This window comes from Microbacterium sp. bgisy189, from assembly GCF_965345345.1.
Lineage (GTDB): Bacteria > Actinomycetota > Actinomycetes > Actinomycetales > Microbacteriaceae > Microbacterium.
In genome coordinates this window covers 34,514-47,585 of sequence record NZ_CBDRMZ010000013.1, presented here as the reverse complement: position 1 = coordinate 47,585, position 13,072 = coordinate 34,514, and the positions used below count along the sequence as shown (strand labels likewise).

The following is a 13,072-nucleotide window of genomic DNA, read 5'->3' as shown; positions in this document are numbered from 1 at the left end:
CAGGGCGCGCGGCCGAGGTAGGGTGACGCCATGATGGGCGCGTGGACGGCGGACGACACTGCGGGCGTCCTGTCTGAGCCAACCGGCTCCGACGACAAGTATTCCCGTGGCGTTCTGGGGGTGCGAACCGGATCGGACCGGTACCCGGGCGCAGCGGTGCTCGGCGTCGAGGCGGCGTGGCGCACCGGCGTCGGCATGGTGCGCTACCTCGGGCCCCGTCGCGCCGCCGACCTCGTGCTGCACCGCCGCCCCGAGACCGTGTGTGCGGACGGTCGGGTGCAGGCGTGGCTGATCGGGTCGGGCACGGATGCCGCGGCCCGCACATCGGACGAGACCGCGGCGCTGCGGGAGATCTTGCGGGGCGATGTGCCGGTGGTGGTCGACGCGGGCGCCCTCGACCTCGTGGGAGACACGTCGGCGCCCGTCATCGTCACGCCGCACGACCGTGAGCACGACCGTCTGCGCGACGTGTTCGGGCTGGCATCCGTCGACGGTGATCGGGTGGATGCCGCGGTCGAGACCGCTCGGGTCGCCGGTGTCGTCGTGCTGCTCAAGGGGGCGATGACCGTCGTCGCCGACCCGCACGGGGCGGTGCACCGCATCGACGTCGAGACACATCGGCTCGCGACGGCCGGCTCGGGCGACGTGCTCGCCGGTGTCGTGGGCGCCCTCGCCGCCGCGGTGTCGACCGGCACGCCGCTCGCGCCGGTGGCGGCCTCGGGGGCGTGGCTGCACTCGCGTGCCGCCCTGCTGGCGGTGCGCGCGAACGGGGGCGGCCCGGTCACGGCGCTCGACGTCGCAGCGTCGCTGCCCGCGGCGATCGGGGCGGTTGCGGACTGAGTGCCCGTTTCGTCTCGGTCGCGATTCTCCCTCGCTCAACGACCGGGAACCAAGCCGCACAGGGGCCCTGCCTAGGATGAGAGGCGTGTCGAGACGGGGTGTGCTCTGGGTGGCTTTCGCCGTCGTGCACCTTGGCGTCGCGTGGCTCGGGTTCGTCATGCCGAACGAGCCGATGGGGGACGTGTACCGGGTCTACGAACCCTGGTCGGCCGACGCGCTCGCCGGCCGCACGATCGTCGGCATCGACAGCGGGTGGGTGTATCCGCAGCTCGCACTCGTGCCGATGGTGCTCGCTCATGCGTTCGGCGTGGTCGGGGTCGGCTACACGGTGGGGTGGGCGATGCTGGTGACCGCGGTCGACGCGGTCGCGTTCGCGATGCTCATCGGGCGGGCCCGATCGACCGGACGTTCGGTCGCAGGCTGGTTCTGGTTGACATCGATCGCGCTGCTCGGGCCGGTGGGGTTGTACCGGCTCGACGCGCTCACCGTGGCGCTCGGGATCATCGGCTGTCTGTGGCTGGTGGCCAGGCCGTGGGCGGCCGCAATGATCCTCGCCGCAGCCACGTGGATCAAGGTGTGGCCGGCCGCGCTGCTCGCCGCCGCCGTCGTCGCTGTGCGGCGTCGCGGCGCGGTCATCGGCGGCGCCGCCGTCGTGAGCGCACTGATCCTCATCGCCGTCGTCGTCGCGGGTGGTGCCGGTCACGCGTTCGGGTTCATCACCGACCAGACCACACGCGGGTTGCAGGTCGAAGCGCCCGTGAGCACGCCGTACCTGTGGGGGGCGCTCCTGGGCGTCGAAGGGTTCTGGGTGTACTACTCGACGGACCTGCTGACCTTCCAGGTGACGGGCACGTCCATCGACCCGGTGATCGACGCGATGACGCCGCTGTTGATCGCGGTGATCGCGGCCACCGCACTGCTCGGCGCCCTCCAAATGTGGCGCGGCGCCGCGTTCGTCGAGATGTTCCCCGCGCTGTCGCTGGCGCTGGTGACCGGATTCATCGTGTTCAACAAGGTCGGCTCGCCCCAGTACCTGTGCTGGATCGTGCCGCCGCTGGTCATCGGACTCGTGTTGCGCCGCGAACGGTGGTGGGCGCCGGCTGCGCTCGGTCTCGTGCTGGCCGGGCTCACCCAACTCGTCTATCCGATCCTGTACGGCGGAGTGATCGTGCCGGACGCGCTCGCCGTCTCGGTGCTGTCGGTGCGCAATGCGCTGCTGGTCGTGCTGTTCGTGTGGATGGCGGTGCGCATCGTCCGACTTCCTGTGCGCGATCGGCGCCCCGTCTCCGCTCCCGTCTGACCGATCGAAAGGAATCGCAGTGCTCATCGCCTTCTCCGTCGCCCCCAGCGGCACCGGCCGGGCCGACGGCTCGGTGCACGACGCCGTCGCCGAAGCCGTCAAGGTCGTCCGCGCCTCCGGCCTGCCGCACCGCACGACCAGCATGTTCACCGAACTCGAGGGGGAGTGGGACGAAGTGATGGCCGTCGTCAAGCAGGCCACCGACGCCGTCGAGCCGTTCGGCTCGCGGGTCTCGCTCGTGCTGAAAGCCGACATCCGCCCGGGGTACACCGGCGAACTCGACGCGAAGATCGATCGGCTCGAAGCTGCGATCGACGACGCCGAGGACTGATCGACCCCTCCCGCATCCCTATCGGACGAGGGAGCGGAGCCTGCGCACGGCGACCGAGATCGGCGCGAGCCCCGCCTCGGCGGGGGCATCGATCGCGCCCAGCGCCTCCTCGAGCGCGCGGGCGCCGGCGGCGCCGCCCTGGTCCAGCCACGTGGCGACCCGGACTGCCGGGTCGCCGGGGTCGGTGTGCTCGACCACCGACGTGGTCAGTGCGATCATCAGCGCGTAGATGTCGTCGCGCATCGCGGCGCGCGCCATCGCTCCCCAGCGTTCGTCCTGCGGCAGCCCGCTCACCCGCGAGAGCAGGTCGTCGAAGCCGACGCGTGCCGAGAGTTCGAAGTACACCTCGGCGAGCCCGTCGAGGTTCCACTCTCGGAGCCGGGCCTGCTCCACGATGTCGAGCAGGGCGTACGAGGCCAGCATCCCGGCGCCGCGGCGCGCGAGCGGGGCCGGGACCCCGGCATCTTCCCAGCGCTGCACCTGTTCGTCGAACCGCGCGAGTTCGTCGCCGCGCAGCAGATCCCGCAGGCGGGCCGAAAGGTTCGCAACCGGGCCGGTGAAGGCCTCGACGTCGGCGCCGATGTCGACGCCGTCGGGTCGGTGCTGGGCGAACCAGCGCGTGGCGCGGTCGAGCAGGCGCCGGAAGCCCAGGTACAGCTCGGTCTGCACGAGGGAGGGGATGTGGTTGTCGGTGGCCTCGACCGCCGCGACGAAACCGCCGAGGTCGAACACCTCGCGCACCACGACGTACGCGCGGGCGATCTGCTCCACCGGCGCGCCGGTCTCGTCCTCGGCCCGGTAGGCGAACGTGACGCCACCGCGGTTGACCATCGAGTTGACCACGGAGTTCACGATGATCTCGACCCGCAGCGGGTGCCCGGCGAGGTCGTCGGCGTACTGGTCTCGGATCGGTCCGGGAAAGTACTCGGCGAGCGCGCGGCTGAGCCACGGGTCGTCGGCGAGAGCGGATGCCGCCAGATCGGCCTTCAGCGCCAGCTTGGCGTAGGCGAGCAGCACCGCGAACTCAGGTCGGGTGAGGCCCCGATGCTCGTCGATGCGTTCCTGCACCTCGGCCGAGCCCGGCAGGAACTCCAGATCGCGGTCGAGTTCGTCCCGGTCCTCGAGCCACTGCATGAGCCGATCGTGCGAGGGCAGCATCTCGGCGGCGTTGGCGCGCGAGTTGCCGAGCAGCACGTTCTGCTCGTAGTTGTCGCGCAGCACCTGCGCGGCGACCTCGTCGGTCATCGATCGCAGCAGTGCATCGCGTGCGGGGCGGTCGAGCCGCCCGTCGCGCTCGAGCGCACCGAGCAGGATCTTGATGTTGACCTCACGGTCCGAGGTGCCGACGCCCGCGGAGTTGTCGATCGCGTCGGTGTTGATGCTCACGCCGGACAGGGCTGCTTCGATGCGCCCGCGCTGGCTCACACCGAGATTGCCGCCCTCGCCGACCACCCGCACACGCAGCTCGTCGCCGTCGACGCGGATGGCGTCGTTGCCGCGGTCGCCGATCTCGGCGTGCGTCTCGTCGCTCGCCTTCACGTACGTGCCGATCCCGCCGTTCCACAGCAGGTCGACGGGCGCCAGCAGCACGGCGCGCTTGAGCTCGGCCGGGGTGAGCGTGCGGACCCCGGCATCCAATCCGAGCGCTGTCGCCATCTCGGCGCTGATCGGAATCGACTTCGCACTCAGCGGGAAGATCCCGCCGCCTGCCGAGATCAAGGAACGGTCGTAGTCGTCCCACGACGAGCCGGGCAGGTCGAACAGGCGCCGGCGCTCGGCGAACGAGGCCGTGGCATCCGGGTCGGGGTCGACGAACACATGCCGGTGGTCGAATGCGGCGACGAGGTGGATGTGCTCCGACAGCAGCATGCCGTTGCCGAACACATCGCCCGACATGTCGCCGATGCCGACCACCGTGAAGTCGTCTGCCTGCGTGTCATGGCCCAGTTCGCGGAAGTGGCGTTTGATCGACTCCCACGCGCCGCGCGCCGTGATGCCCATGCCCTTGTGGTCGTAACCGGCCGACCCGCCCGACGCGAACGCGTCGCCGAGCCAGAACCCGGCGGCCTCCGAGATGCCGTTGGAGATGTCGGAGAACGACGCGGTGCCCTTGTCTGCGGCCACCACCAGGTACGAATCGTCGTCGTCGCGACGCACGACGCGCTCCGGCGCGGTGATCTCGGTGCCGTCGCGGTTGTCGGTGACGTCCAGCAGTGCGCGGATGAAGGTGCGGTAGGCGGCCTTTCCCGCCTCCAGCCACGCCGCGCGGTCGGTGGCGGGCGGGAGCCGCTTGGCGAAGAACCCGCCTTTCGAGCCGGTGGGGACGATGACGGCGTTCTTGACCATCTGCGCTTTCACGAGCCCCAGCACCTCGGTGCGGAAGTCCTCGCGCCGATCGCTCCAGCGCAACCCACCGCGGGCGACCTTGCCGAACCGCAGGTGTGTGCCCTCGACCTCGGGGGAGTACACCCAGATCTCGGCCATCGGATGCGGTTTGGGCAGGTCGGGCACGCGCTTGCAGTCGATCTTCATCGCCACCCACGGCTTCGGGGCGCCGTCTGCGGTGACCTGGTAGAAGTTCGTGCGCCAGGTCGCGTCGATCACGCCGATGATCCGCCGCAGGATGCGGTCGTGGTCCAGGCTCGACACCGCGTCGAGTGCGTCGAGCAGCGCGGCGCCCAACTCCTCGGCCTGTGCCTCGCGGTCACCGGGCAGGTCGGGATCGAAATGCACCTCGAACAGGCGCACCAGGTCGGCGGCGATCGCCGGGTTGCCGATGAGTGCCTGCTCGATATATTCGACCGAGAACGCCGACCCGATCTGCCGCAGATACATCGTGATCGCGCGGAGCACGACGATGCGGCGCCAGTCGAGCCGGCCCAGCAGCACCAGTGCGCCCAGCCGGTCGCTCTCGGCGGCGCCGGTCCACGCCGCGCCGAACGCATCCTCGAACGCGGCGCCCCAGGCAGGGTCGGCCCAGCGGGTCGTCTCGCTGCACGTCAATCCGAAGTCGGACAGGTGCCGGGTGCTGCCGTCGGGGAGAGTGAGCGTGTTCGGGCGCTCGTAGACGACGTCGACCCCCAGATCGGTCAGGATCGGCAGCACCTGTGTGAGCGGATACTGCTCAGAGGTGGCGATCGTGAGCACGCGCAGTTGCGGGTTGCGCTTCTCGGGTTCGTAGAGGCGGACCGCGAACGCCTCACCGCCGTCGAGGCGGTCCAGCAGTGACAGGTCGCCGAGCGCTTCGTGCGGTTCGACGAACTCCTTGTAGGACTCGGGAAAGGCGGCGCCGTAGCGACTGAGCAGGCTGGCCGCGGCATCCTCATCGTGACGGTGGTGCACCTCATCGACGAACGCCTGATCCCAGCTGCGGATGGCGGCATCGACCTGCGGTTGGAGGGTCGCCTCGTCGACATCGGGGATCGAGACGCCGCGCGGCATCCGCAGGACGAAGTGCAGCTGCGCCAGCGGAGCGTCGCCGACGCGAGTGGCGTGGTCGACGTGCTCGGCCCCGAACACGTCTCGCAGCAGCGCCTCCAGGCGCAGGCGCACCGTCGTGTTGTAGCGGTCACGGGGCAGGAACAGGAGCGCCGAGACGAACCTGCCGAACTCGTCTTTGCGCAGGAAGACGCGCGCCCGACGCCGCTCGTGCAGACGGGTCGTCTCGGTGGCGACGGCGAGCAGGTGTTCGGGCGAGTCCTGGAACAGCTCGTCGCGCGGGTACTGTTCGAGCACCTGCAGCAGGTCTTTGCCGGAGTGCGAATCCGGCGCGTGGCCCGAAGCCTGCAGCACCGCACGCACCTTGGCGCCGACGATCGGCAGCGTCAGCACCGACGCCGCATAGGCGACTGAGGTGAACATGCCGAGGAATCGCCGTTCGCCGGTCACCCGGCCCTCGCCGTCGAAGGTGCGGATGCCGATGTAGTCCAGGTACACGTCGCGGTGCACGGTCGCACGCGAGTTCGCCTTCGTGATCGTCAGGAGCCGGGGCTCGCGCGCGGTGCGTTGCGCTTCGGGGCGCAGGCGGGCCACGTCGGCGGTCGGCTTGCGCAAGATGCCGAGGCCGGAATGCGCGACCGGACGCAGTGCGTCTTCGCCGTCCACTTCGACGAGGAGCTGTTCGCGGTACCCCAGGAACGTGAAGTTGTCCTCTGCCAGCCAGTCGAGGAACTCGGCGGTCCGCGCCACTTCCGCCGGATCGGCGGTCGTCGGGGGCGCGGCGCGCAGGTCGGCGACGATGTCGAGGCACGCCCGTCGTATCGCCGGCCAGTCGGCGACGGCGGCGTGCACATCGGCGAGCACGGCACGCAACCGCGCTTCGAGCTCGGCTCGCCCCTCTTCGGTCGGCACGCGGTCGACCTCGAGGTGGATCCATGATTCGCGGTCGCCTCCCGGCGCGTCGAGTTCGAGCACTTCACCATCGTCATCGCGACGCACCGCGATCACGGGGTGCAGCAGCAGATGGACGGTCAGTCCGAGCCGGGCGACGGCGGCCGTGACGGAGTCGACGAGGAACGGCGAGTCGTCGGTGGCGATGTCGACGATGGTTCTGCGGGAGGCCCAGCCGTCCTCGCGCAGGGTCGGCGTGAACACCGAGACGAGGGTCTCGCCGGGTGCGCGGCGAGCGGCGAGCGCGCTGAGCGACGAGGCCGCGCCGACCACATCGCGGGGTTCGCGCTCGGCAAGGTCGTCGGCGTCGAGGTGCTCGAGCAGACGTTGGATGCCGGGGCGCAGTTCGGGTTCGACCCCGTCGACGATCGTGCGGAGGGATGCGAACGCATCATCGTCAGTCATGAACGTCATCGTCCTTGCCTCGCCGGTGACGCCGGCGCAAGGCGTCGAACCCAGCCTAGCGATCCGAGGTCGCGGCGTCGCGGGCTCGAATCGATTCGACACCGCTCTGGCGAATCGATAGCATCGCCTCCATGACCTCCTCGAATCGCTCGAGGGGGGCGGCGACGTGGGCGCTCCTCTCCCTCGCCGTCGGCAGCTTCGGCATCGGCATGACCGAGTTCACCGTCATGGGCCTGCTGCCCGACATGGCGCGCGACCTGCTGCCCGAACTGTGGGCCGCCGACGCCGAGACCGCGATCGCGCACACCGGCTGGCTCATCTCGTTCTACGCCCTCGGTGTCGTCGTGGGCGCACCGACGATCGCCGGGGTCGTCGCACGGTTCCCGCGTCATCGCGTCATGCTCGTGCTCGCCGCAGCGCTCACCGTCTGCAACGCACTCACCTTCGTGCTGCCGACCTTCGAACTCGTCGCGGCTTCGCGCGTGCTGGCGGGTCTGCCCCACGGTGCGTACTTCGGCATCGGGGCGCTCGTCGCCGCCGACGTGCTGGGACCGGGCCGGCGCGCGCAGGGCGTCGCCTTCATGCTCACCGGGCTCACGGTCGCCAACGTCGTCGGCGTGCCGGCCGGAACCTTCCTTGGTCAGCAGTTCGGATGGCGGGTCGCCTTCGCCGTCGTCGCCGGCATCTTCTTGCTGGCGGCGGTGCTCATCGGCTTGTTCGTGCCGGCGCACGAAGGCGATGCCAGTCGCACCCTGCGCGCCGAGCTGCGCGTCTTCCGCATCCCGCAGGTCTGGTTCACCCTCGGAGTGGGCGCCATCGGCTTCGGCGGCTTCTTCGCCGTCTACAGCTACGTCGCGCCGCTCGTGACCGAGGTGGCCGGGTCGCCCGAGTGGGTCGTGCCCGTCATCCTCGTCGTGATGGGGCTCGGCATGACGATCGGCAACCTGCTCGGCGGGCGCCTGGCCGATCTCGACCTGCGCCGGACGCTGGTGGGCGGGTTCGTGCTGCTCATCCTGGTGCAGGTGCTGTTGGCGCTCACGGCGCACTGGATCGTCGCGGTCGCCGTGCTCGTGTTCGCGGTCGGGTTCGCCTCGTCGGTGCTCAGCCCCGCCATCCAGACTCGGCTCATGGACGTCGCTGAAGACAACCAGTCGATCGCCGCCGCGCTCAACCATTCGGCGCTCAACATCGGCAACGCGATGGGGGCGTACCTCGGCGGTCTGGTGATCGCGGCAGGGTTCGGGTACGTCGCGCCGGTCTGGGTCGGGGCCGCGCTCGCTGTTGCCGGACTGGGCCTGGCAGTGACCAGCCTCTCGGTGCAGTCCCGGCGTTCGGCGCCGGCCCGTACCCTGGCGGGATGACGACGACGTCTCACAACACGCCCGCACGGCTGCCCGAAGCGGCGACCGTGGTGCTGCTGCGCGACGGCGCGGCAGGCATCGAGACGCTGCTGCTGGAGCGCCCCGACCGGGGCAGTTTCGCCGGCGCGTGGGTGTTTCCCGGCGGCAAAGTCGAAGCCGGCGACGCCCGGGACGACCACGACGCCACGCTTCGCGCCGCCGCGGTGCGCGAGACCGCGGAAGAGACCGGGATGCACCTGCAGGCGGGCGACCTCGTGGCGCTGTCGAGGTGGACGCCACCCGAACGGATGCCGGTGCGCATCCGCACCTGGTTCTTCCTTGCGGCCGATCCCGGCGGCGACCTCACGCTGCAGCCCGACGAGGCTGTCTCGGCGCAATGGCTCGGCCCCGCCGACGCGCTCGCGGCGCACGGCGCCGGCGCGCTCGTGCTCTACCCGCCGACGTGGGTGACGCTGCACGCGCTGACGCGCGTCGCCACGGTGGCCGAGGCACTCGCGATCGCTGACGGCGCGGGGGTGCAGCGGTTCGACACGGTGGCCGCCGATGGCGGCCTCATGCTGTGGCAGGGCGACGCCGAACACCCCGGTGAACCGACCGAGAACGGCATCCACCGTCTCGAAACGGCCACGCTGCCGTGGCGGTACCGTCGCACCGTGTGAGGAGGGCTCTGTCGCCGCCCGATTCGGCGACGTGCTCTGCCCTCGAGACCGTGCTCGCACCTGGGTCCGACTGCGAGGTGCGCCATCCCGCGTGAGGGGAGGGTCAGGCCGCCATGAGGCGGCGCAGGTGGGCGCCGACGGCCGCCGTCTCGATGAGGAAGCCGTCGTGCCCGAAATCGCTCGACAGCACGACCGCGCCGTCGTCGATCGTCGTGCGGATGCCGCGCGCGATGCTGTGCTGCCCTTCGATGGGGAAGAGGCGGTCGCTGTCGATGCCCAGGACGAGCGTGCGCGCCGTCACCAGCGCCAGAGCGTCGTCGACGCCGCCGCGGTCGCGCCCGACATCGTGCGAGTTCATCGCCTCGACGAGCGCGATGTACGAGTTGGCGTCGAAGCGGCGCGTGAACTTGTTGCCGTGGAAATCGAGATAGCTCTCCACCGCGAACCGCCCGCCGTGTCCGAGCGGGCTCTTGTCGGACTGCCACGACCGCTGGAACCGCTGGTTGAGCTCAGTGGGGCTGCGATAGTTCAGCAGGGCCATCCGGCGGGCGAGCGCGAGCCCCCGGTGCGGGCCGTCCCCGTCGCCCGCGTCGTAGTACTCGCCGCCGGCGAACCGCGGGTCGACCCGGATCGCGTCCAACTGCACCGAGTTGAGGGCGATCTGGTCGGCGGTGGTCGTCGGGGGCGACGACAGCACGGCGAGGCGCTGCAGTCGCTCGGGGTGACCGACACCCCACTCGAGGGCATGCATGCCGCCCATCGAGCCGCCCACGACCGCAGCCCACACCTCGATGCCGAGCGCGTCGGCCAACCGCACCTGCGCCGACACCTGGTCGCGGATCGTGAGGTACGGAAACCGCGACGCCCACTCGTAGCCGTCGGGCGCAATGCTGGCGGGCCCCGTCGAGCCCTGGCATCCGCCGAGCATGTTCGGGGCCACGACGAACCAGCGGTCCGTGTCGATGGGGGCGCCGGGGCCGACGATGTCGTCCCACCACCCTGCCGTGGGATGGCCAGGCTCGGCGGGCCCCGCCAGATGACTGTCGCCGGTGAGTGCGTGGAGGACCAGGATCGCGTTGTCACGCGCCCCGTTCAGCTCACCCCACGTCTCGTATGCGAGGCGGACGCCGGGAAGCTCGCGGCCGCCCTCAGTCGTGAACCGGCCGAACGAGGCGAAGCGGCGCCGCCCCACCAGGTCGCCGTCGCGCCACGCGCCCGTCGTGGGCGGGCGCCCGAGCAGCAGCCGCGCGTCGGCCTCCGTGATCGGCGCCGACGGCACCGTGTCTTCGGAGGTCTGCCAGTCCATGCGTCCATTCTCCCGTCAGCCCGCTGTCGGGGTCGTCGTATTACGGCTCGGTCGCCGATCCTCCTCGGCTTCGGGTCGTAAACGGTGGGTGCGGCGGGTTGCGCACCGGCGATTCGCGACCCGAACTCGGAGGGGGGAACGCCGAAGCGCCCCGGCCCGTGGAGACGGGGCGGGGCGCTTGTGGCCTTGAGGAGGAGGACGGTCAGGCGCGGGCGGCCTCGGAGACGCGTCGCGCGGCGGCCAGGGCCTGCTCGAGGTCGGCCTTGAGGTCGTCGATGTTCTCGAGGCCCACCGACAGGCGGACGAGGCCGGGCGTGACACCCGCGGTGAGCTGCTGCTCGGGCGTGAGCTGGGCGTGCGTCGTGGATGCCGGGTGGATGACGAGCGAGCGGACATCTCCGATGTTGGCGAGGTGGCTGAACAGCGTGAGCGAGTTGACGAACTCGCGCCCGGCTTCGACGCCGCCCTTGAGCTCGAACGACAGGACGGCGCCGACGCCCTTGGGCGCGTAGCGGTTGGCGGCCGCGTACCACGGCGATGACGGGAGGCCCGAGTAGTTGACGCTCGCGACGTCGTCGCGGTTGTCGAGCCACTCTGCGATCTCCTGCGCGTTCTGCACGTGGCGCTCAATGCGCAGCGACAGCGTCTCGACACCCTGGATGAGGTTCCACGCGCTCTGCGGCGCGATGGCCGAACCGAGGTCGCGCAGCAGCTGAACGCGAGCCTTGATGATGTAGGCGAGTCCGTCGCCGACCGCCGTCGTGTAGCTGGCCCCGTGGTAGGACGGGTCGGGTTCGGTGAGTCCGGGGAAGGTCTCGACGTGCTGGGACCAGGGGAAGGTCCCGCCGTCGATGACCACACCGCCGATCGTGGTGCCGTGGCCGCCGAGGAACTTCGTCACCGAGTGGACGACGATGTCGGCACCGTGCTCGAAGGGGCGGATCAGGTACGGGGTCGCGATGGTGTTGTCGACGATGAGCGGCACGCCCGCCTCGTGGGCGACGTCGGCGACGGTGCGGATGTCGAGCACGTTGATGCGCGGGTTGCCGATCGTCTCGGCGAACAGCAGCTTCGTGTTCGGACGCACGGCGCGCCGCCACTCTTCGGGGTCATCCTGGTTCTCGACGAAGGTGACGTCGATGCCGAGCTTGGCGAGCGTGTACTTGAACAGGTTGTAGGTGCCGCCGTAGATCGAGCTCGACGCGACGAAGTGGTCGCCGGCCTGCGCGATGTTGAGGATGGCGAACGTCGATGCGGCCTGGCCGCTTGACAGGACGAGGGCACCGGTGCCGCCTTCCAGCGCCGCGAGACGCTGTTCGAGGACATCCTGGGTCGGGTTCTGGATGCGGGTGTAGATGTTGCCGAACTCGGCCAGCGCGAACAGGTTCGCGGCGTGGTCGGCGTTGTCGAACACGTAGGAGGTGGTCTGGTAGATCGGCGTCGCGCGGGCCTTGGTCACCGGGTCGGGTGCGGCCCCGGTGTGGATCTGCTTGGTCTCGAAGCGCCAGTTCGCGTCAGCGGTCATGTCGGGTCCCCGTCCTGCGGTCTGCGGCCGACGACGGTCGCCGTGGCCTGCACCCGAGCGTACGGAGGCGGGAATCCGCAAACAACGGCGCGGAAATGTGACGTAACGCGCCGCGGGGCTAGCGTGGGGGCATGACTGACACCGAGGCACCCCGCACCACCGCCAGACGCGCCGTCGTGACCGGCGCCAGTTCCGGCATCGGCGAGGCGACGGTTCGCGCGCTGCGTGCCGCAGGGTGGGACGTCGTGGGCGTCGCGCGCCGGGCGGAGCGGCTCGCCGCGCTCGATGCCGAGGTCGGGTCGGCATCATTCGCCGCCGACCTGTCGAAGCAGGCCGACATCGACGCACTCGCGGCCCACTTGGAGCAGACGGGACCGGTGCACGCACTCGTGCACATCGCCGGCGGCGCGCGCGGCACCGACAAGGTCGAGGACGGCGACCCCGACGACTGGCGCTGGATGTTCGAGGTGAACGTGCTGTCGGCGCAGCTCGTGACGGCGGCGCTGCTGCCGCTGCTGCGCGGCTCGATCGGCGACGGCGGTCACGCTGACACGCTCTACGTCACCTCGACGGCCGCGCAGACCGCGTACCCGGGCGGTGCCGGCTACAACGCGGCCAAGGCGGGGGAGTCGATGCTGGTGCGCGCGCTGCGTCTCGAGCTCAACGGGGAGCCGATCCGGGTCACCGAGGTCGCGCCCGGCATGGTCTACACGCCGGAGTTCACCTTGAACCGGCTCGGCGGGGACCAGGTCGGCGCCGAGCGCGTGTATGAAGGCGTCGAACGGCCGCTGGTCGCGGACGACGTCGCCGATGTGATCTCGTACGCCCTGAACGCGCCGGGCCACGTGAACCTCGATCTCATCACGATGCGCCCCGTCGCGCAGTCCGCGCAGCACCTGCTGGCCCGCGGTCCGCTGCGCCCCCGCATCCCCGGGTCGCACTGACCCGCGTGCCGG

9 protein-coding genes are annotated in these 13,072 nt (G+C 70.6%); 6 read left to right on the top strand and 3 right to left on the bottom strand.

Features of this window, described 5'->3' with window-relative positions; genetic code table 11:
* The first annotated feature begins 30 nt into the window (after positions 1 to 30).
* The 3 genes from ACSF8R_RS13630 (at position 31) to ACSF8R_RS13620 (ending at position 2,471) form a co-directional block, all read left to right on the top strand.
* The gene (locus ACSF8R_RS13630; protein ID WP_434812345.1) at positions 31 to 840 is read left to right on the top strand and encodes an ADP-dependent NAD(P)H-hydrate dehydratase; all 810 of its coding nucleotides are present in this window, start codon (positions 31 to 33) and stop codon (positions 838 to 840) included.
* Positions 841 to 925: 85 nt separating this feature from the next.
* The gene (locus ACSF8R_RS13625) at positions 926 to 2,140 is read left to right on the top strand and encodes a hypothetical protein (RefSeq protein ID WP_434812344.1); all 1,215 of its coding nucleotides are present in this window, start codon (positions 926 to 928) and stop codon (positions 2,138 to 2,140) included.
* A gap of 19 nt (positions 2,141 to 2,159) precedes the next feature.
* Positions 2,160 to 2,471: a thiamine-binding protein gene (locus ACSF8R_RS13620; protein WP_434812343.1), complete on the top strand. Its 312-nt coding sequence runs from the start codon at positions 2,160 to 2,162 to the stop codon at positions 2,469 to 2,471.
* Between the two features lie 18 nt (positions 2,472 to 2,489).
* On the opposite strand, the gene ACSF8R_RS13615 is transcribed toward ACSF8R_RS13620, so the two are convergent.
* Positions 2,490 to 7,265: an NAD-glutamate dehydrogenase gene (locus ACSF8R_RS13615; protein WP_434812342.1), complete on the bottom strand. Its 4,776-nt coding sequence runs from the start codon at positions 7,263 to 7,265 to the stop codon at positions 2,490 to 2,492.
* A 131-nt stretch (positions 7,266 to 7,396) separates the two neighbouring features.
* Here ACSF8R_RS13615 and ACSF8R_RS13610 point away from each other — a divergent pair, with 131 nt between their 5' ends.
* Together ACSF8R_RS13610 and ACSF8R_RS13605 are read left to right on the top strand one after the other, a co-directional pair.
* Positions 7,397 to 8,626 carry an MFS transporter gene (locus ACSF8R_RS13610; RefSeq protein WP_434812341.1) on the top strand — a complete coding sequence of 410 codons (1,230 nt, stop codon included), beginning with the start codon at positions 7,397 to 7,399 and terminating at the stop codon, positions 8,624 to 8,626.
* Positions 8,623 to 9,285, top strand: coding sequence for an NUDIX hydrolase (locus ACSF8R_RS13605; protein WP_434812340.1), 663 nt, complete (start codon positions 8,623 to 8,625; stop codon positions 9,283 to 9,285). Before ACSF8R_RS13610 ends, ACSF8R_RS13605 begins: the two co-directional genes overlap by 4 nt.
* Before the next feature lie 103 nt (positions 9,286 to 9,388).
* On the opposite strand, the gene metX is transcribed toward ACSF8R_RS13605, so the two are convergent.
* Both metX and ACSF8R_RS13595 read right to left on the bottom strand, forming a co-directional pair.
* Positions 9,389 to 10,591 (bottom strand): homoserine O-acetyltransferase MetX, encoded by a 1,203-nt coding sequence (metX, locus tag ACSF8R_RS13600; protein WP_434812339.1) that lies wholly within the window; start codon positions 10,589 to 10,591, stop codon positions 9,389 to 9,391.
* Positions 10,592 to 10,793: 202 nt separating this feature from the next.
* Entirely contained in the window at positions 10,794 to 12,116 is a 1,323-nt protein-coding gene (locus tag ACSF8R_RS13595; RefSeq protein WP_434812338.1) for a bifunctional o-acetylhomoserine/o-acetylserine sulfhydrylase, read from the bottom strand.
* Positions 12,117 to 12,247: 131 nt separating this feature from the next.
* Here ACSF8R_RS13595 and ACSF8R_RS13590 point away from each other — a divergent pair, with 131 nt between their 5' ends.
* Positions 12,248 to 13,060, top strand: coding sequence for an SDR family oxidoreductase (locus ACSF8R_RS13590; protein WP_434812337.1), 813 nt, complete (start codon positions 12,248 to 12,250; stop codon positions 13,058 to 13,060).
* The last annotated feature ends 12 nt before the right edge of the window (positions 13,061 to 13,072 follow it).

Bases quoted from the DNA above. Each gene is read 5' to 3' on its own strand.
- ACSF8R_RS13605 (WP_434812340.1), top strand. From the start codon at position 8,623: ATGACGACGACGTCTCACAACACGCCCGCACGGCTGCCCGAAGCGGCG.
- ACSF8R_RS13590 (WP_434812337.1), top strand. From the start codon at position 12,248: ATGACTGACACCGAGGCACCCCGCACCACCGCCAGACGCGCCGTCGTG.
- metX (WP_434812339.1), bottom strand. From the start codon at position 10,591: ATGGACTGGCAGACCTCCGAAGACACGGTGCCGTCGGCGCCGATCACG.
- ACSF8R_RS13630 (WP_434812345.1), top strand. From the start codon at position 31: ATGATGGGCGCGTGGACGGCGGACGACACTGCGGGCGTCCTGTCTGAG.
- ACSF8R_RS13610 (WP_434812341.1), top strand. From the start codon at position 7,397: ATGACCTCCTCGAATCGCTCGAGGGGGGCGGCGACGTGGGCGCTCCTC.
- ACSF8R_RS13595 (WP_434812338.1), bottom strand. From the start codon at position 12,116: ATGACCGCTGACGCGAACTGGCGCTTCGAGACCAAGCAGATCCACACC.
- ACSF8R_RS13615 (WP_434812342.1), bottom strand. From the start codon at position 7,265: ATGACTGACGATGATGCGTTCGCATCCCTCCGCACGATCGTCGACGGG.